Origin of the sequence: Kitasatospora sp. NPDC057965, from assembly GCF_042887135.1 — a bacterium.
GTDB lineage: Bacteria > Actinomycetota > Actinomycetes > Streptomycetales > Streptomycetaceae > Kitasatospora.
In genome coordinates this window covers 107,966-128,909 of the sequence record NZ_JBHVPZ010000024.1, presented here as the reverse complement: position 1 = coordinate 128,909, position 20,944 = coordinate 107,966, and the positions used below count along the sequence as shown (strand labels likewise).

The 20,944-nt window shown below is 74.3% G+C and carries 2 protein-coding genes; both read left to right on the top strand.

Features of this window, described 5'->3' with window-relative positions:
• Window positions 1-29 precede the first annotated feature (29 nt).
• Window positions 30-19,256, top strand: a complete 19,227-nt coding sequence (locus ACFVVU_RS28085) for an EndoU domain-containing protein (protein WP_387793030.1) — start codon at window positions 30-32, stop codon at window positions 19,254-19,256.
• A gap of 106 nt (window positions 19,257-19,362) precedes the next feature.
• Window positions 19,363-20,910: a hypothetical protein gene (locus ACFVVU_RS28080; protein WP_387793027.1), complete on the top strand. Its 1,548-nt coding sequence runs from the start codon at window positions 19,363-19,365 to the stop codon at window positions 20,908-20,910.
• Window positions 20,911-20,944: the final 34 nt, after the last annotated feature.

Genomic DNA, 20,944 nt, shown 5'->3' with positions numbered 1-20,944 from the left:
CGCACAACCGGAAACGGCAGGCAGCTCCCGTGGCGCACTCCTCGATCGAGGTCAACGAATCGACCGCACGGTTCTTCACGATCATCACCGGCATGCCCTGGCCGGAGATCAAGGAGGGGGACCTGCGTGAGGTGCGGGACGCCTACGAGCAGCTGCACAAGGAGCTGCCGGAGCTGCGGGCGCTGATCGAGAAGGTGGCGATCGCCTGTGCCCGGCAGTTCAAGGGCCAGGCCGCCACCACGTTCGCGTACCAGATGAACGCGTTCATCGGCCGCTCCGGCACCGGTGGGAAGGCCGGGGAGGACTACGTCTCGGCAGCGGCCAAGACCGCCAAGGCGCTGGCGGACTGCGCCGGTGACGTGGCCAACGCGGTCGAGTACACCAAGTGGATGGCGATCGCCCAGCTGGTGCAGCTGCTGGTCGAGATCGCACTGGCGATCTTCTGGGCGCCGTTCAGCTTCGGCACCAGCCTGTCCGGGATCGTGCTCAAGAAGCTGCTCACCAAGGTCGCGCTCACGGCCCTGATGAAGTACCTGCTCAAGACCATCGCGATGCACACCTTCTCGGGCATCGTGGGCGGTCTGCTGATGGACGGCATCATCCAGAACCTCCAGATCGGCCAGGGCAACCGCAAGGAGATCGACAAGGAGTACACCAAGCAGGCGGTGCTCTTCGGTGTCATCGGCGGCATCCTCGGCGGTCCGCTCGACCTGCTCGGCCTGGGCCTGGGCAAGCTGCTGGGCCGGCTCCTCGGCAAGAGCGGAGGCCGGCTGCTGGCGGACAAGCTCAGCGACTACCTGGTCGGCGGCGAGCTGAACAGCCTCAAGGGCACGCTGAAGACCGCCGCCGAGGCGGCCGCCAAGTCCGGTGAGAAGGGCACCCTCGGCACCATCGGCAAGGAGGCCTCGAAGGCGGCCGCCGACGAGGCCCTGAAGAAGGCGCAGGCCACGGCGTTCGCCCGGGACCTCGGCAACCTGATGGAGGCCTCCGCCGAGCAGCTCCAGGCGGGCTTCGGGAAGACCGGCAAGGGCACGCTCTCCGGGATCTTCGTCAAGGAGATGGAGAAGACCTTCGTCAAGCACCTCGGCGAGCAGCTCGGGAAGAAGGAGGCGGCGGCGCTCGGCCGCGAACTGGGCGAGGCCTTCGCCCAGAAGTGGGTGGGCAAGGCCCAGCAGAGCGTGCTGTCCCGGGGCGCGGCCAGCGAGGGCCTGAAGGAGGCGCTCGGCGAGATCCTCACCCAGGAGCGCAACGCCGGAAAGGGTCTGACCACCCATCAGGTCGAGGCGCTGGGCAAGCACCTGCCGGACCTCGCCGACGGCCTGACGCAGGGCAACAAGATGTTCCAGCTCGGCCTGGCACTCGGCAACTACATCCAGTCCGGCACCCAGAACGTGCTCAGCGAGGGCTTCTACAACCTCATCTTCGGCGAGAACCACGAGTTCACCGTCACCGCGGGCAGCTTCGTCGGCGGCATGATGACCGCGATGATGGGCCACGTCCTGCACCTCGGCACCTCGCCGCTGATGCACGGCTACGCCGACCTGGTCCAGCGCACCCAGTTCCAGGCCGTCAAGGAGGGAGCGGGCAAGTACTTCCCGCTCTACCACCCGATCAGCTTCGCCGCGCTCGCCAGCATGGCGTCCGGCAAGATCGTGCCCTTCCCGGTGCCGCGGATGGGCCACCCGGAGGCCTTCGAGTTCGCCAAGAGCTTCCGGATCGACTCGTTGGAGGACGTCGCCAAGGGCCTGTCGCACGTCTCGGGCGTGGACATCAAGACCCCGCCGGCCGACCACGAGGTGGCCGAGTGGATGCAGCAACTACTGCCCTACGTCGACTTCCTGGCGGAGGAGCGCGGCGGCGGTGACCACCTGTCGCCGGCCGAGACGCCCACCCGCACCGTCGGCGGCAGCCCCGACACCCCGGTGCCGAAGGACCACGAGGCGTCCACCGGGACGCCGAAGAAGGGCGGGGCGAAGGCCGGGGACGGGATCGCCCCCGCGACGCCGGCCAAGGTCGAGTCGGAGGGCACCGCGGCCGCCGCGCCGAAGCCCCGGCCGCAGGACTCCGAGCAGAAGGCGCCGGACCAGAAGCCGCCGGAGCGGAGGCCCGCGGAGACGCCGGGCCAGGAGGCGCCCCGGAAGAGCACCCCGGGCCGGCAGCGTCCGGCGTCGCCCGTGCCGACCGAGTCCGGCGGCGACGGGCTGGGTGCCCCCCGGAACCGGGGCGACGGCACCACCACGACCACCGTCACCCATGCGACGGCCACCGCGACCGCGACGGCCCACGCCGGTGGCGATCGCGGCCGACCGGCACCGGTCACCACCACCTCCGGCGACCACACGGTCCCCCAGCCGGACCCGAAGCCGCCCGTCGCACCGCGCCCGCCGGCCGGGACCGACGACGCCGGCCGGCACGAGGTGCAGGAGCCCGCCCCCCGGACCCCGCAGCAGACCGGCAGCATCGCCTCGGTGCTGCTCGGCCGGGACACGCCCGTCGTCCACCCGGCCGACGACACCGTGACACCGCCCCGGACCCCCGACGACGAGGTCCTCCCGCAGGCACCCCCGGGCTCCGACACCCCCGTGCCGCCGCCGGCCGCCGCCACCACGACGGCCCCGGCGAACGCCGCCGCGCCGCTCGCCCGGCACAACGCCTGGCAGCCCACCGAGACCGACGGCACGCTCAAGGGCGGCCCGCGGCGCCCGCCCGCCCTCCAGGACGGCGAGCGGCAGGAGACCCTGCCCAACGGCACGGTCCGCGTCTTCAAGGCGCAGCTGGACCCCTCGGTCGAGTCGGGCGCGCCGCTCGCGGCCTTCCCCTCGCGCTGGAGCCGGTCGCTGCTCGACCCCGGAACCGTCTACTACCCGAAGGGCTGGACCGAGGCCCACCTCGCCGCCCGGGTCGACGAGGCGCTCGGGAGCACCCAGCTGGTGCGCGTCGAGAACGGCGTCACCTTCAAGCTGGGCTACGTCGACGGTGTGTGGATCGAGGGCATGTACCTGGCGGACGGCAGCCTCATGGGCCACCGCCCGTCCCCGTACCAGTCGGTCCGGGATCCGAGGTACGACGTCGGCACGCCGGCGACGGTCGGCCGGGGAGCCGAGGTGCAACTGGCCGGTTTCGGACCGGTCTCGGTTCACCGCGACCTGATGTCCGACGGCACGGAGGTCGTCCGGCTCACCGCCCGGGTCCGGCCGCGGGGCACCGAGAACCTCTCCCAGCCCGATTTCACGCGGGCCCAGATCGAGCTGCACCGGGCCGCCGGCCGGTTGCTGGCCGGCCATCAGGACGGCACCACCCGGGTGGAACTCGGGCTGAGGTTCACCCGGGACGACGACGCCACCGAGGTCCACTACGTCCCCGGCCAGGGCTTCGCCCTCCAGCAGGCCGTGCCGCGGCTGCACGAGGCCGTGACCGCAACGGGCCTGGACGAGGTCCTGGCCGCGGTGCGGCAGCAGGCGCCGGCGCCGCCGCAGACCGTGTCCGGCGAGACGATGCTGCACGGGGTGCGGGCGCTCTTCACGGCCGACGCGTGGGACCGCCCGACCGAGGGCCGCCACCTGCCGCGCGAGTGGACCGCCGACGAGGCCCGGTACGCCGCGAGCGTGGTCGCGCGCTTCGCGGCCCGCGTCCCGGTCGGCCCGGTGCCGGACGGCGGCACGGCCGCGCCCACGCTGCGCCACGGCGCGTTCGCCGGGGTGAAGCTCACCGTGCGGGTGGAGGACGGCCGGATCACCGACTTCTGGGCCCAGCCGGACCAGCGCCTCCCCGAGCAGCTGACCAAGCCCGCGCCGGAGCAGCACCGGGTGCTCGCGACCCGCGAGGTCGTTCCGCCGACGGACCCCTTCGAGCGCAGCCTGGAGGAGCGGTGGCTCCAGCGCTTCTCGGTGAGCCGGGTCAGGCTCGCCGACGGTGACACCGAGTCACTGGTGACCGTCAAGGTCTACCTGGACACCGGCGACCTGGACATGGCGAAGCGGGCCACCAAGGACGGCCTCAAGGACCTGGCCAAGAACGCCCGCGCCGGGATGGCGGAGATCTACGACCTCGGCCAGCGGCTGCCGAGCGGCGACCGGCTGCGGGTGAAGCTCGCGTTCGTGCGCACCCCCGGCGAAGCGCACCACACCGTGCAGGTCCACCCGACGCAGCCGCGGCCCAACGCCCTCAACTGGGGCCTGGACACCCCGGCCAAGGCCGTCGTCCACGAGGTCGGCCACCTGCTCGGGCTGCCGGACGAGTACCGCGAGCTCTCCCGCCCCGGCCGGGTCCGGGCGGTCCACGACGACGGCGGGATGATGGGCGCCACCACCCGTGACCGCTTCGGCCGGACCAAGCTCGACACCGACAATCCGCCCGGCACCGAGAACCACGAGGACCCGCGGCCGGTCCTGAAGGCGCGGAACCTGCGCCAGCTGGGCGCCGTGATCGACACCGCGTTCGGTGCCGACCGCGGGCCCGCCCCGGGCGGCACCCACCCGCCGCGGCCGCGGGTGAACGAGGACGCCCGGCGCGCCGCGCTGTACGGCACCGGGCGCGACGGCGGCGGCCACCTGTTCCCGCCGCCGGGTTCGGACCGGCCGCGGCCGGAGCGGATCGCGGGGTCGGAGAACCGCAACGGCACCTTCCGGGTGCTCGACGGCCGGGCCCCCGAGGCGACGACGGTCCACCACCGGCTGGCCGGCGATCTCGCGCTCGGGCCGGCCGGCCGGCCCGTGGACCGCGGTCGCACGATGTTCCCGGAGCACTGGTCGTCCGACGACGCGGTCTACGCGGCGGAGCAGGCCTACCAGCACGCCCGCCGCCAGAAGACCCCCGCCTTCACCGAACTGCGCCCCGGCAGCTGGACGTTCACCGGCGAGTACGGCGGGGTGCGGATCGAGGGCCGGGTCGAGGTCCGCACCGAGCAGCGGCCGGACGGCCCGGTCGAGGTGTCGGAGATCGTCTCCTTCCGGCCGGCCGACGACCAGGGCGGGCTCGGTCCGGCCCCGCACCTGCCGTGGCACCCGTTCCCGGACGCCTTCGGGCAGCGGGTGGTGGACCTGGTGCGCTACGGCGACCGGCAGACCCTCACCGGGTTCCACCACCAACCGGACCTCGGCGGGCCCCAGGAAGGGGGCTTCACCAAGGTGGAGCGCGCCGGTGCCCGGGCGGGCGTCAGGATCGGGAACCGCTCGTTCCACTCCAACCCCAACGGGACCTACCGCGCCACCGCCTGGTTCCTCGACCCGTTCGTCGCCCCGAGGGCGCACCTGGCGCAGTTCCCCTCCCGCTGGTTCCGGCGGGCCGACCACCCGTCGACCATGTTCTACCCGTCGCACTGGCGGGCCGGGCGGATCCAGGACGCCGTCCAGACGGCGTACGCGACCCGCAACCAGGCCGACGACCGCGTCGTGAACGGTGCCGTCCACTGGACCGGCACCGGCGACGGCGTCACGATCGAGGGCATCACCCGGGACGGCCGGCACGTGATCCACCGCCCGGCGGACACCCAGCCCGGCGGCCGGGTGCGGGGCAACTCCGCCCCGCTCACCGAGCCCGTGGCCCCCGGAGCCGGCCGGCGCCCGGCCGTCGTCGCCGACCTCACCACGATCACGGTGCCCCCGGGTGAGGTCGGCCCGCTGCGGACCGGGGCCGGCCGGGGCCTGCCCGAGGAGTGGACGGCCGGGGAGAGGCTCTACGCGGCCTACGCGGGCCGCCCGCTGGGGAACGAGACCGCGCTCGACGACGGCGGCTCGCAGGTCCGGGTGAAGTTCGCCGGCGTCGAGATCACGGTGGTGCGCGACTGGAGCCGCCGGATCGTGGACTTCACGGTCGCGGACGGCCACGTTCCGCCGCCCCAGCGTGCCGTCCCGATCCCCGAGCGCGGCGCCGGCCGGCCGGCCCACCGCACCGGCGAGACCGAGGTGCTGCCGCACTTCCCCGGGTCGGACGAGGGCTCCGGGAGCGACGGTTCGCAGAACGGCCGCCTCCGCTCCGACGAGGACGAGGACATGGACCTGTACTCGGACGCCGACGAGTCCATGTCCTCCACCGACTCGCTGGACCTCATGCTGTCCTCCGACGACGAGGACATGGGCTGGGAGGACGGCTCCGAAGACGGCTCCGGCAGCCGCTCCGGGGACCAGGACACGCAGTCCGAGCTGCTCATGGACCTGGACGAGGCACCGGCGGGGCCGCGCCCGGCCCACGAGGCGCCGGCGCCCGACCTGAGGTTCGCGATGGTCCTCGACCCGGTCGAGATCACCGCGCCCACCGATCCGGCGCTGCACAGCAGCACCTCCACCCACCACCGGCGCTTCCAGGCCGCCCGCGGCTTCCTGCTCGACGGCACCCCGGCGGTCGAGGCCGTGGTGCGCATCCACCTCGACACCTCGCAGCTGCCGGCCGGCCAGGACCACACCGAGGCCCTGGACAACCTGCGCGAACGTGCCCGGCGGAGCGTGGACGAGTACTACAACACCGGGCACCGGCTGCCCGACGGCGACGTCCTGGTGGTGCGGGTCGAGTTCGTCGAGGACCCGGCCCGGGCCCACCACGAGGTCCGTGTCCTGGACGGCGACGTCCGCGAGCACAACGACCTCTGGGGCCTGGACTCGGAGGGCCCCGTCCTGGGCCACGAGATCGGCCACCTGTTCGGCCTCCCCGACGAGTACCGGGAGCGGCGCCTCCACGAGGAGGTGCCCGACCAGACCGGCAACCCCGTGCCCGTCTCCTACGAGGTCCGCCCCCGGCCGGTCCACACCGACGCCGGACTGATGGCCGGCACCCTGGCCGCCCAGGACCGGGCCCGCGTCGACATGGACGCCGGCGTCACCCCGGACGGCACCCCGATGCGGTTCGCGCTCACGCCCCGGAACCTGCGCGAACTGGGTGCGGTCATCGAGCAGGCGCTCGGCCCCGTGCAGACGCCGCCGAACACCCACGAGCTGCCGCGCCGGGCCGCCTTCGACCTGGACGCCCGGCAGTCCGCGCTGTTCGGCGACACCCGCAACCCGGGCGGCCACCTGCTGCCCCCCGCCGGTTCCGACCGGACGGCGCCCGAGCGGGTGGTCCGGGTGGAGCGCAACGGCGTCGTGGTCGCCGACTTCTCCGCGTCCCCCGCCGTCCCCCGGGCCCGGCAGGTGGACACCCTCTCCGCCGCCGGCGACCTGCTGACCACCGCGCCGGTCCACCGCCGGATGTTCCCGCGCAACTGGACCGGCGACGACGCGGTGTACGCGGCCGAACAGGCCTACCTGAACGCGCTGGCCCACGACACCGTGGTGCCGCTCGAAGGCGGCCGCCACCGCTGGACCGGCGAGTACGCCGGGGTGCGGATCGAGGGCGAGGTCCACGGCGACCGGTTCCTGTCGTTCCGTCCGGCGGACCGGCAACCGGACGTCGACCCCCCGCTGAACGCCCCGCACCGGCCCGCCCCCGACGACCCGGGACAGGGCTTCGGGACGTTCGGCCAGCGCGCCGAGGACATCGTCCGCTACGGCGACCGGCAGAACCTCACCGGCCTGCACCACGAACTGGACCCGGACCACGTCGCGGACCCGGCGAACACCCTCCGGGCGCACGGCGTGCGGGTCGTCGAGACCACCCCGCCGATCCACAACGGCACCTACCGCGCCCGGGTGGCCTTCCTGGACCCGACCGTCGCGCCGAACTCTCCGCTCGCCGAGTTCCCGACCCGCTGGCGCTTCCGCGGCAACGCCGACGGCGGCAGCGGGCGCACCATGTACCCGCGGAACTGGCGGGCCGAGGAACTGCTGACCCGGGTCGACGAGGCGCACGACGGCGTCCCGGCCGCGCAGCGGGTGTACCTGGCGGACGGCCGGACGTACTACTGGGTGGGCGAGGCCGACGGGGTCCGCATCGAGGGCCTCTCGCGCGACGGTGCCCACCTGGCCCACCGCCCGACCGACACCCAGCCCATGACGGAGTGGGACCAGCGGCGGGTGCTTCGCACCTCCCCGGACACCGTGACCTGGATGGGCGACCGCCCGCTCGCCGTCTCCCGGGTCCTGTTCGACTCCGGGCAGGAGGGCCTGCGGATCACCGTCCCCGTGCGCACGGTCGCCGAGGGTCGGCTGACGTCCCGTCAGCTGGCTTTCGCCGAGAACGAGATCCAGAGCCGGGTGAACGCCTACGTCCAGCAGCGGGTGCTGGAGACCGCGGACGCGAACGGGCTGCCGCCGAGGCTGATCGCCGTCGTCCTGGACTTCGCCCCCGGCCGTCCGGACGTCTTCTCCGAGGCGTTCGTCCGCCCCGACGCGGTGTCGGGTGCCACGGACGTCCTCGGCCCGCTGGCCGTCCAGGCCGGTGAGCACGTGTTCCACGGGATCACCGACGCCCTGAACGACTTCACCACCCCGCTCGCGGACCTGGTCGCCCAGCAGGGCGCCCCCCGCGTCCCCGCCGACCTGCGCGAACCCGGACCGCACCGGCCGGGCGAGGACCCGCCCGCCGTGCTGCCCGGCTGGGACCAGCAGACCGCGCTGCAACTGCGCCGCCTGGACGAGCGGTTCACCCCCGAGGCCCTCGCCGTCGATCCGCGTCACCTGCCCGTCGAGCACAGCCTGCCCCGGGAGTGGACGGCCCGCGACGCCCGATGGGCCGCGGTCCAGCTCCTCGACGCGCACGACGCCCGCCACGGCACCACCGTGACCGACGTCGTCCGGGGCTCCTTCGGCGGCGTCGAGCTCGCCGTCCACGTGGTGGACGGGAGGATCGTCCTGGTCAGCGGCGTCGGCGACCAGCGGGACCTGCCGCAGCTGCACGTCCCGCCGATCGCGGTGGACACCGCCCCGTCTCCCGCCATCACCCCCGCCGCCGCGGCGCACCTCACGCCGCCGGACGGCCACCCGCTGCTGGACGCCGTCGCGGACGCCTCGCCCGAACTGGTCGGGGCCCTGCTCGCGCACCACGGCCTCCCGCCGGGCACCGGGCGGCCCGAGGTCCTGCGGCTGCTGACCGCCGAGGTGGCCGAGTACCTCCAGCGGACCCGGCCCGAGGACCTGCCCGCCGAGGTGCTGACCGCCTTCCGCCCCGGGCTGCCGCCCGACCTGGCGACCGCCCGGGAGCTGCGCGGCCTGCGGCACGCCCTGGTGGCCTCGGACGGCACCCACGACGCCGGGCTCGGCGACGCGCTCGCCCCGGTGCTGGCGCACGCCCTGCACGTCCGGCTGGAGGTGACCGACCAGCAGGGGAACACCACGCACCACGGCCCGGACAGCGAGGCGGTGGTGCGGATCACCGACGACGGCCCGCACCGGGACGACACCGCGGGCCACGACACCGACATGCTCTCCGAGCGGGAGTCCTCCCCGGCGCAGACCGACCACGGCGAGGACCTCACCATGCTGGTGGACCCCGCCGAGACCGAGCTGGCCCAGATCACCGCGGCGCGCGAGGTCCGCGAACCCCTGGACGCCTTCCGGCGCTCCGTCTCGGCCTCCTACCTGCGCGGCTACGAGGTGCGCCGCGGCTTCCTGGAGAACGGCGACCCCGCCACCGAGATCGTGGTGCGCATCCACATCCGCCGGGAGCCGGCCGAGGCGGGCATCGAGGAGGGCTACGGCTACGACGCCCCCGTCGAGCAGTTCACCGACGAGCAGATCGGCCAGGTGATCGACCGGGTCTGGGAGGGCGTCAACCAGGCCTACAACACCGGCCACCGGCTGCCCAACGGCGATGTGCTGCGGGTGCGGCCCGAGTTCGTCGACCACTCGGCCGACGTGAACCACCACATCCACATCGTCGACCTGTTCAGCCGCAGGCTCCACGAGGACAACGAGACCTGGTCCCTCGAATCGACCCCGGACACCCTGGCCCACGAACTCGGCCACCTGCTCGGGCTCGACGACGAGTACCGCCGCTACCAGAACCGGCACACCATCTACACCGACGCCGGGATGATGGGCTCCGACCGGGTCGAGCACGGCCGGATCTCCGCCGACCAGCTCGCCGGCATCGGCTCGCAGCGGGTCGACACCGTCCCGACCCTGGCCCCGCGCAACCTGCGCGAGCTGGGCGCCGCCATCGACGAGGTCTTCGGCACCCAGCCGTCCCGGCTCCCCTCCACCCACCTCGCCCCCGACGGCCGGCCGCTGCCGCCCCGGGCCTCCTTCGACCTGGACGCCCGGCAGTCCTCGCTGTACGGCGACCGCCGCACCGAGGGCGGCCACCTGCTGCCGCCGGCCGGCTCCGACCGCCGCCGGCCCTCCGGGCTCGTCGAGCAGCACCCGAACGGCGTGCTGCACGTCGAGTACGAGGCCGCCCCGCCGGGCCCGCGCCGCTCGGCCGACGTCCGCACCAGCAGCGCCGCCGGCGACCTGCTCACCACCGACACCGCCCGGCGGCGACGGCTGTTCCCGCGCAACTGGACCGAGGACGACGCGGTCTACGCGGCCGAACAGGCCTACCTCGACGCGCTGCGCCACAACACGGTGGTCCCGGCCGGCGGCGGACGCCACCGCTGGACCGGCGAGTACGCCGGCGTGCGCATCGAGGGCGAGCTGCACGGCGACCGCTTCCTGTCCTTCCGGCCCTCCGACACCCAGCCGGAGCCGGCCGGGACACCGGCCCCGCCCGCCGCGCCGACCCGCCCCCGCCGGACGGCCACGCCCTGGGACGGCCTGTCCGACCTGGACCCGCTGCCGCCGCGCGACCCGGATCTCGACTACGCGCCCTCGCGGCCCGACAGCCTGCTGCGCTACGGGCAGCGGGCGCAGGACGTCTCCCACTACGGCGACCGGCAGTCCCTCACCGGCCTGCACCAGGAGTTCGCCCCGCGCTCGAACATCGACCTCGCCACCTGGCACCGGCTGCGCGGCGTCGAGGTGATCGAGCGCGGCGCCCCGCACGCCAACGGCACCTACCGGGCCCGGGTGCGCTTCCTCGACGCGACCGTCGCCCCCGACGCGCCGCTCTCGGAGTTCCGCAACCACTGGTTCGAGCCGCAGGGCAGCTCGGTGCGCACGATGTTCCCGCGCGCGTGGGCCCGCACGGGCGTGCTGCGCGCCGTCGAGTCCGCGCACGCGGCGGCCTTCCACCGGGTCCGGATCGACGAGCGGACCTACCGCTGGATCGGCGAGGCGGACGGCGTCCGCATCGAGGGCGTCAGCCGCGACGGCCGGCACCTCGCCTACCGGCCCACCGACCTCCAGCCCGGCGCCCACACGGAGACGTGGGACCAGCAGCAGGTGATCGCCACCGGCACCACCCGGCAGATCACCGCCGGTACGGGCCGGCTGCTCGTCCGGCGGGTGCTCTTCAACTCCGGACAGCACGGCATCGACATCGCCGTCCCGCTGCACGTGCGCCCGCAGGAGGGGGTGACGGAGCAGCAGGTCCGCGCCTTCACCGACCGGGTGAACCAGGACGTCCAGCAGGCCTGGGCCCAGGGCAACCGCGGCCGGCAGCCGCTGCTGGTCAACGTCAGCGTCGTCCCGGTCGCCGAGCCCGCGGGCGCCTTCCGGAGCCTCACCGTGCAGGAGGCCGCCGGGTCCACCGTCTCGACGCTGGTGGGCCAGTTGCTGCCCGGGTTCGGCTGGAACCGGCCCGGCGGCGCGCTGCGGCAGCTGTTCGACCTGGCGGGACCGGTGACCACCTACTCCGACCGGGTGCTGCCGACCACCGGCCCCGCGGCGCTGCGCGAGCCCGGTCCGCGCCGGCCCGGGGAGCAACTTCCACCCGTGGTACCGCAGTTCGATGTCAGAACGCTCCGGCCGCACTTCACCGAGAGTGCCTGGAACGACCCGCGCGGGCCCGGCCTGCCGCGCGAGTGGTCGGCCGACGACGTCCGCTACGCGGCGGGCGTCGTGCTCGACCGCGCCGGACGGACCGGGCAGCAGCTGCCGGCCGACGGTGTGCTGCACGGCACCGCCGGCGGCGTCACCGTGCACGTCCGGCGCGAGGGCGGCCGGATCTCCGAGGTCTGGGGCGAGCCGGGCCAGGAGGGCTCCCGGCAGCACTCCACCCCGGCCGAGAACGGCGCTCCCCGCGCACGGGACGCGGTGCGGCCGGAGGAGGAAGCGGGCGGCGCACCGATGCTGCGCGCCCTCGTCGAGGACGATCCGCGGGTGCTGACCGGGCTGCTCGGCGCGGACGAGGCCGCGCGGCTGGCCGGCGACCCGGCAGGCGCGGAGCGGGCCCTGCGCGAGCTGGTCGAGCAGCGGTTCCGGCAGGACCCCGAACTGGGCAGGGAGGCCTACGAGCTGTACGCGGCGTGGGCCCGCCGGCTGGGTGAGGAGGTGGCGGACTGGCCGGCCTTCGTGGCGGACCTCCACCGGGAGATCGCCGCCTGGCGGGAGCAGGGCTGGGACGCCGTGCGCGACCCGCGCGCCGTGCGCGACGCGTTCGCCGTGCTGACGGCCGCCGCGTTGGACCTACGGGTCACCCTCGTGGAGGTCCGCAGCGACCGTTCGACGGTCGCCGAGTTCGGTCCGGCGAACGGCCGCCGGGTCACGCTCGACCACAGCGAGCAGGAGGGTTACTCGACCGTCGCCGCCGCCGAGCAGCGGCAGGAGCGGGACCGGCTCGACCGGCTCCGCAGGGAGCAGGCCGAGCGGGAGTCCGAGCGGCTGGAGACCGAGCGGCGGGAGGCGGAACGACGGGAGGCCGAGCGGCTGGAGGCGGAACGACGCGAGGCGGAGCGGCGGGAGGCCGAGGAGCGGGAGCGGCTCCGCCGGCGGGACGAGGAGGACTCGTCGGAGGAGGAGCCGACCGAGGAGGAGCGGCAGCGACTCCAGGAGAAGACGGCGGGCAAGCGCAAGGCCCCGCGGCCGGCCGGCGACGGCGAGGACGTGCGCGAGCACCCGGTGCGCGACAAGCGCGAGCCCACGACGCGGGTGTCCGACGAGGACATGCCGGAGATCCTGCGGCAGATCAAGGAGATGGAGAACGCCGAGTCCGGCAAGCAGGGGCAGGGCTCCGGCACCCGGGCGCCGCTGGTCCGCTCCGAGGAGGAGAACACCGGGCCGGTGACCAAGGGCGGTGACGACACGGAGCTCGTGGTCAAGCCCAAGGAGGAGTCGGAGATCCAGGAGATCCCGGCCCCGCCCAAGGGCGAGGACGTCGTGCTGCCGGTCCTGCCCAAGGCCGAGGAGCGGGCGCCACTGCTGCCCCCGCGCGCCGTCACCGAGTCCGGCATGCTCTCCGGCTCGCACATGGTGACCAGCCTCGGTGAGCCGAACTCCGTGCTGGTCGGCAACCTCGCCGCCCGGATCGCCGAGGTCCTCCCGCCGGAGACCGTCAACCGGCAGGCGCTCGCCCGCACGCTCGCCGAGAGCCTGTTCAGCGACTCCGGCCTGCGGGCCCAGGTGTCGGCCCTCTCCCGCGGGGAGGTCCTGCACATCCCGGTCGGCACCGACGCCCGGCACGGCACCGTCACCGTCCGCGGCGAGGTGGCGGACCTGGTGCACCGGGCGAAGGAGAAGGCGAAGGCGAAGTTCGAGTACGAGGGCGGCAGCGACCGCATCGTGACGCTCGGCACGACCCGCGGCGGGCGCAAGCGGCTCGGCCTCGGCCTCCAGGGGCGGTTCGACTTCTTCAAGCTCTTCCGGATCCAGGGCTCCGGCGGGGTCCAGGGCGACCTGACGTCCTGGGAGGGGCTGACGACCCGGGCGCGGTTCTTCTCCCGCTCCAAGACCACCGAGGTCACCGAGATGTTCGACGGGAGGCTGCTCCTGGAGGTGGGGTACCAGCCGACCGGCCGGCGCGGAACCGAGGACCTCTCCCGCCGGCTGGACCCGACGGCCGGGAACGTCCTGGCGACGCCGGTCCAGGTGGGCATCCCGCAGCGCGAGACCCGGGCCTCCGCCGGGGACGCCGATCCCGGCCACCAGGCCTGGCCGGAGAACTTCGCCGAGGGCCACCGGACCCAGGCCAGGCTGCACCTGTCCCACGTCATGCTGGACGTGCACGCCAAGGGCCTGCCGCGGCTGCGCCCGGCGCCGGGGGAGGACGCGGGCGGGAGCGTGGAGCTGCAGGAACTGAACACCCCGCCCGGCCGGCCCGTCCAGCGGCAGGTCATGGCGGGCGTCGTCGACCTGCTCGCCCGGCACGCCGACGTCCGGGCGGCGTTCAAGGGCGACACCGCGACGCTGTCCGACCGGCTAGTGGCCGAGTTCGGCTACCAGCGCCTCCAGCAGGACTTCAAGGGCATGACCAACGGCGAGTCCGTCGTCCTGCGGATCCCCGGGAGCGACGTGCGGATCGAGGTGAAGGCCGCCAGCCGCGAGCTGAACCTGCTGGCCCTCACCAAGGAGACCGAGTTCAACACCGGCGCGGGCTCCGTGACGACCAGGCTCAAGCGGAAGGTCCTGAGCGGGCTCTGGCAGCTCCAGGGCGGCGGCCGGCTCGGCGCCGACGACCGCAACGTCGGCGGTGCCTACGGAATCCGGAAGGGCTCGGACTCGATCCACATCTCGGGCCGGACGCTGGAGACCGCGGTCACCACCAAGACCAAGGAGCCGGGGGCGATGCTCGACGGCGACGGCTACCTGGAAGTGGTGGTCCACGACGGGGACCGGCAGCTGGGCGACGTCGTCGAGGTACCGGTCGGGTTCCGCACGCTGATGCCCCAGTCGGACCTGGCGGTGCCGCCGGCGGCACCGCCGGGGACGACACCGCGGACCGACGCGCAGGCGCGGCCGGCGTCGGAGCACGAGCTCACGGGCAGCCTCCTGCCGGAGTCCACCGTCGTCCGTGACCTCGGCTCCGTCGGGGAGCTGCGGGCCGACCTGGAGCGGGCCGGAAAGAACTACTACGGGCGCCTGTGGCCGGACGTCCGGGACGAGGTGATGCAGCTCGTCACCCAGCCCGCGCTGGCGTCCCGGCTCAGCGCGATGACCCGCGGGGAGGAGTTCGAGCTGAACTCCTTCGACCAGGGCAAGCCGGGCGTGCTCAAGGACGCGGCGCTGGGACGCGACCTCAAGGTGACCATCCGGGCCACCCTCACGGACTCGGAGTTCCTGCGGCAGAGCAACAACGCCGACCTCAGCCGGCAGAACGAGACCAGCACGTTCGGCTCCGAGCGCCGGCAGAGCGGGAAGCACAAGGTCAAGCAGGGCGGCGTCACCTTCCCGGTGGCCGACAACCCGCCCTACGGCAACACCGACCTCGGCCTCCAGGAGCGGGCCCGCGTCGGCTCCCGCGACTCCGCCGCGGACAAGCTCTACGGGAACAGCAAGATCCGTGACGCGCAGAACATCCACCGCGGGACGGTGAGGTTCACGGTGACCCTGGAGGGCCGCGGCGCGTCGCACGAGGTCGCCGGGGACGTCAGCACCGAGTTCAGCGTGCGGTCCCCGAAGGCCGCCGCGGAGACGGAGACGCGGACCGTCCTGCCGCGCAACGAGCTCGGCGCCTCCAGCGTGGTCTCGTTCAAGGAACTGGAGGACGGGCGCAGCGGCGGTGGACAGCTGCTCAGCGAGGTCCGCGACGCGTTGCAGAAGCGCTTCGTCGTGCGCGGCGGTGTGACCCGGGAACTGGAGCGCACCCTCGCCGAGGAGCTCGGGCCGAAGACGCTCCAGGCCAACCTCTCCCAGCTCACCCGGGGCGGGGTGCTCAAGGTGCCGGTCGGGGGGCCGGGCTGGTCGGCCGAGGTCCTCGTCCGGGCCAGGCTGAACGACGCCCCCCTGCTGCGCCGCGAGGTGAACGACGCCGAGATCGAGGTCGGTACGCAGAACCGGACCGGCCACGGCGTGTCGTACGACGAGCGGGAACGCACCACCGGCACGGTCGGGCTGACCGGCAAGCCGGGCAGGGACGGCAAGACCGCGCTGACCGTCGACTACTCCTACCGCCGGGACTCCGCGACGGGGATCGCCCTGGAGACCGCCGGCAGCGTCGTCAACCGGGCGAAGAACGTCTCGCGGGCCGCCGTGTCCGACGCCGACGCCGTGTTCGAGGTGGAGATCCGCGGCTGGACGGGCGGCCTGATCCCCAGCACGACGAAACTCGGACCGATCACGATGAAGACGGAGGTCGTCACCCCGCAGTACGGCACCGTCGAGGCACCCCGGGCCGTCCCGGACCGCATCTGGCAGACGCACCTGCTCGGCTCCTCCGACGTCATCACCGACGTCTTCGTGCCGGACGGCGCGCGGACCGGTACGAAGCCGCTCGACTTCGGCAAGGCCGTCCTGCGCGGGGCCGGCGACCCGGGGGAGTTCGGCGGGCGCAACCTCGTCAAGTGGCTGGACGGACTGGGCCGGTCGGACCTGCGGCACAAGCTCTACGACGTGCTCACCCCGAACACCCTGCACGACCAGCTCAAGGCCATGATGTCGGGCCGCGAACTGGTGGTCTCCGACGGCGGCGTGACCATCCGGATCGGCGCGTCCGTCAGGAGGCTCGCCCACACCGGCAGCACCACGACCACCGAGTTCAACACCGGCACGCAGACCGAGCACACCCACTCGGCGGCCGACGGCGCGACGGGCGGCGGCACGGGCTCCGGCCACCAGCTGCGCGCCACGGTCGGGGTCTCCGGCGGCCCCTGGTACGCGGGCGGGTCGCTGACCGGGTCGACCGGCCACGACACCCAGGAGACCTGGTCCAACCGCGCGGGCTCCGGCAACACCACCAAGGTGAAGCCGAAGAACGCGAGCATCTTCACCGGACTGGCGGACCTGCACTTCCGGGTCGAGTGGAAGGAGCCGGTCGGCACCGAGCCCCCCTTCGTGATGGCCACCAAGCACGCCTACTTCCGGCGCCCGGTCGGCATGGAGACGGTCATCGACATCGCCGAGACCCGGGCGCAGGCGCCGGCCGGGAACACACCCAACCCGGGCAACGTCTTCGACTCCGCGACCGCGCCGCGCGGGGCCGCCCTGCGCGCGCTGGCCGATCACGGGCCGGGGAGCGGCGTCGTGCGGATCCCGCCGGACCGGGTGTGGACGCACGGGCTGGTCGACACCGACGTGGTGCGCGCGGTCGGCATGGGGCCGGACGCGCGGCGGCAACTGACGGAGGGCGCGGAGGAGTTCCTGGGGCCGGGCACCTGGGACCGGGTCCGGGGCATGGTGAACCGGATGATCGACCCGGTGGCGCTGGCGAGCCGCCTCAGCACCCCGCTCACCCCGCTGGCTCCGCTCACCCCGGTCACCCCGGCGACTTCGGCCACTCGGCCCGAGGGCGCCGGTCAGGCCCCGAAGGCCGGGGAGCCGACGCTCCTGAACGGCCCGGGGAACTCCACGCTCCTGATCGGGCCGACCGACCTGGCCGGCGACGTCAGGGTGGAGGTCAGGGTGAAGATCAAGCAGCTGGACTTCCTGAGGACCGACGCCGAGTCGGAGTCCAACCCGACCAATACGACCGCGGTCACCGACGGCGTCAACGCCCAGCGCACGGTCCAACTGGCGGGCCGGGTCACCGGTGGGGCCAAGGGCGACCTCCACGAGTTCGTCGGCGGCCGCGGCGGCGGCTACCTCGACGGCGCCTACCAGCACCGGACCGACCTCGCGACCGGTGAGGGCGGCCAGCTGGTGAACAACGCCAAGATCAAGACCGACACGGCGCGCTACCAGGGCTTCGCCGAGGTGGAGGTGACCTACCACAGGGGCGAGCAGAGGCTGGCCCGCAAGGAGCTCATGGCGATCGAGATCGACATCCCCGTCGAGCACGTCAAGGGCGACACGGACGTGCCGTCCGGCGGCTATCTGCGGTTCCACGAGGATGCCCGTGACGGTGAACTCCGCCTGCACGGCGCGCCGGAGACGGCGGTGGTGACGGTGGCGGCCGCGCTGGGACTGCACCCGGACGTCCCGGCCGACCGCGCCCGGATCCTGGGTGTCGGCCACATCGCCCGGGAACTGCTCGCCGGGTCGCTCACCACCGAGGGGGACCGGGCCGCGCGGTGGCTGCGGGGCCTCGACCGGCTTCTCCACCTCGCCGAGGACGAGTCCTCCGGCGGCGCGTTCGACCACCTCCGCAGGGTGCTCGACGGCCGGCCGGTGGCGGCGGAGGACCGGCGCCGCCTCCAGGAGCTGGCCGCGCACGTCGGTGAGGACCTCGACCTGTCGGCGGCCGACGTGAACGCGCGGTGGGACGCCCCGGGCCCCCACCAGCCCGTGGACCTGAGCCTGCGCGAGCCGGCCGCCGGGGAGGACCCGACGATCCGTCTGGCGGCCGACGCCCGCAGTGCCGGCGACATGAACCGGCTGCTCGCCGACGTCCGGCGGCAGGTCCTCCAGGCCGAGGGCGACGGGCCGCGGAGGGTCGAGATCGTCCTGGAGGTGTCGGCGGAGCGGGCCGGCCGGGAGACCGACCGGCTGGAGCGGAGGCTGCGCGAGGTGCTCCGCACGTCGCCGCACGAGGTGGAGGTGGTCATCCAGGCCACCGCGGCCCCGGTGGCGCGGGCGGAGGGGTCCGAGCCGGTCCACTCCTCGGGCGGCATCCGCAGGTTCCGGGTCGGACCGCCCCCGCGCGACGCGGGGGAGGACCTGTCGGTGCGGACCCGGCCGGTGCAGACCCCGCCGGTGCGGCGGGCGCCGGTGGAGATCCCGCCGGTGCAGACCCCGCCCGTGCGGCGGGCGCCGGTGAAGAACGAGCCGGAAGAACAGCACACGACCACGGAGCAGGCCGGTCCGCCGAAGCAGGTCCCGCCGCAGGTGCGGACGGTGGAGGACGTGCCGACGTCGGAGCGGTGGCAGATCTCGGAGGACGAGACCACGACGTCGGAGTCGTTGTCGTCGCGGAACGGGTTGTCCGACGACACGCCGGACCTGCTCCAGGAGACCGACGGCTGGCTGCCGGGCATCGGGCCGTCGCTGCGCGCCCCGCGCCGACGGCCGGTCCTGCCGGTCGAGGAGTCGTCCGTCACCGTGGCGGAGGACCTGTCGGGCGAGCACCGGCAGGAGGTGTCGTACGAGTCGTGGGTGACGGCCCCGTCGTACCGGGGCGGGTACGACTCGGAGCCGCTGGAACTGCCGGAGGTCCTGCACCCGCACGATGCGTCGGGCGTCTCCTGGTGGACGGCGCGGCCCTACGACGGCGAGGAGGAGGAGTTCCACCGCTTCCCGGGCTCACGGCCGGGGGACGACTCGGACACCGATTCGGTCGACTCGGACCTGCCGGGCCCGTCGGACCCCGAGCTGAACCGGAAGCCGCTGCCGGACGTCCCGGAGACCCCGGACCTCACGGAGACCCCGGACCTCACGGAAAACCCGGAGAGTACGGAAAACCCGGAGAACCCGGAGAACCTGGAGGACGGCATCTTCGCCGCCCTCACGCCGACCCGCCGCGTCCCCGGGCAGGACGGGTGAACCGTCCGGCCGGGTCCGGCCGTAGCTACGGATTGGGAGCACCCGAGGTCCTGTCGGCCGGGTGGTCCCGTCGACAGGGGACGGCATGCGAGGCCGAGGAGCTGCGGTGAGCACGAGTACGGGCGGGAACGGGGCTCGGGGTGGGGCGGCGGGCATTCAGCTGCCGTCGATGGACTGGGAGATGGAGGAGGAGGGGGCGCCGGCCGGTGCGCCGCCGGCCTCCGCGCCCTCCGGCACCGACCCCGTGACGGCGGAGGCACCGACCGAGCAGGTCGCGGTGCCGGAGTACGGGCCGGTGACCCCGGCGGAGCCGGGACCGGGCACCGGCGCCGTGCTGCCCGGTCCCGTGCCGGTGCCCGACCCTGGGTACGGGCCGGGCGAGGAGCCCGGGGCGCTTGAGCCCGTCTCCGTCGAGGCCGGGCACCCGGACGGGGGCGACCCCGGCGAGCCGCCCGCCCGTCGACGGTTCAAGCGGCCCGCGCTGGTCGCCGCCGCCACCGCCGGTGTGGTGCTGATGGGCCTGCCGTTCCTGATCACCGACGGCCCCGACGGTGCCAAGGAGAAGAAGGGCGACGGGCGCGGGGTGAACCAGGCGGACCACCAGCTCGTCGACGGCCCGGAGATCGGCGAGCTCCCGGTGCCGCCCGCGCCCGTCGACCCGCCGGTGACCGGCGCCCCGACCGCGGCGCCCACCGACCCGGCCGTGACGGGGGAGATCCCGGGCACCGCCGCCACGGCGCCGGCCGATGGGACGGGCACCGTCCCCGGCCTCGCCCTGGGCGGCGGCACGGCCGGAGTCCCGGTGAACCCGGGCACCCAGCCGGGCACCCAGTCGGGCGGCGGGACCGGGCCGGCGGCCAAGGCACCCGTGAACGGGGCGCCGCAGCAGCCGAACAGTGGCGGCAAGACGGTGCAGCAGCCCGCCGCCGGTCAGCAGCCCGCGCCGCAGCAGCCGGTGCCCCAACAGCCGCAGCAGCCCGCGCCCCAGCAGCCGGCGCCGCAGCAACCCGCCCCTCAGCAGCCGGCGCCGCAACAGCCCGCCCCCCAGCAGCCGGCGCCCCAGCAGCCCGCCCCCCAGCCCTCGGCACCGCAGCAGCCGGCCCCGCCGCCCGCCGCCGCTAAGGCGACCTACAGCGCCATCGGCGGCTCCAACTGCGGCACCTCCTCCGTGGCCTACGCCCAGAACGGCTGGTGGGAGCAGGGCAGCGCCGGCTGGACCACCAACTCCGCCGGCGGGTACAGCGGTTCGGGCTGCAACGGCAAGTACGTGTCGATGCCGATGTCCGGCTCGGCGACCAAGGACGACAACACCAACTCGGTGGTCTGGACGTTCTCCACCGCCCCGGTCACGACGGGTACCTGCAAGATCTCCGTCTACGTCCCGAACAACACCGACCCCAAGGCGGTCGGCGGCTCACCCGCCTACTACACCGTCCAGAACAGCTCCACGCCGAACAGCGGCACCATCGGCGACTTCTCGGTCAACCAGACCACCAGCCGGGGGAGTTGGGTGACCGCCGAGAAGACCTTCGCGGTCGGCGGCGGAAAGATCGCGGTGATGCTGCACTCGCGCGGCCTCGACTGGGGGAACAGCGCCACGGACAAGGCGCACCTCGCGGCCTCCGCCGTCCGCGCCGACTGCACCGCCTCCTGAGGCCCCGGCCCCACCCGCTCCACCTCCACCCCCG